At 67.1% G+C, this 741-nt stretch carries 1 protein-coding gene; it reads right to left on the bottom strand.

The window, feature by feature from the left end; genetic code table 11:
• A partial coding sequence (locus tag BK660_RS30165; protein ID WP_148057485.1) for a hypothetical protein occupies nucleotides 1–741 on the bottom strand: 741 nt, incomplete at both ends.

Below are 741 nucleotides of genomic sequence, written 5' to 3'. Positions count from 1 at the left end.
GAGTAAAACCACCCAGATTGCCGTCGCCCCAGACCAGCGTCGGCGGTTTTTCCGTCACCTTCAAGCCGTAGTGGGTGTCGGCCAGACGCAAGTGCCCATCGCTGGAAAGCGGCTTGATCGCGCGGCTGTCCGCCGCACTCAGATCCGCACCCGCCACCACGCGCATCGACCACGACGCACTGCCGGCCGGCAACATGCTTGCGACTGCCCAGTTGCGCCCCTGTTGCGTGCCGCTCAACGGTCGCAACTCAATGAACGCGGTGCCGTCGGCCAACACGACATCCGTCATCGACGGGATCAGCGAGCCACGCAACAGAGCAAGCGAACCGCTCAGGCGCAAGCCCTTGATCGCGTTGGTGCCGGCCTCGACGTTGCCTGGCAACGGCACGCCTTTGGGCCAGCGCACGGCGCCGATCGCCGTTACGTTGTTCAAGCGGATGCCCGCGCCAAGGCGACTGCCCGCCGGCAAGGTCACGCTGTCGGCAAGTAACGTACCGGCGGCGTACAGCAACTGGCCCGTCGCATCGTGTACCGCAGCGGCCAGCACTGTGCCTGCGCCCAAGGTATACGGTCCGGCCAGGGTCGCCTCGGTGGGCAACAGTGTCCCGGTGGGCAGCGTCGCCGCTTGCAGCGGCACGTCGTAGTTCAACGTGACACCGGCCGGGAACAGCGTGCCTTCGGCCAGGGTCACGCCCGCCGTCGGCACGATCAGGTCGCCACCAAACGGCTGGATGCCCGGCA

The organism is Pseudomonas brassicacearum, assembly GCF_003732265.1.
GTDB lineage: Bacteria > Pseudomonadota > Gammaproteobacteria > Pseudomonadales > Pseudomonadaceae > Aquipseudomonas > Aquipseudomonas brassicacearum_D.
The sequence above is the reverse complement of the archived record's forward strand: the minus strand, read 5'-3'. Positions and strand labels throughout refer to the sequence as shown.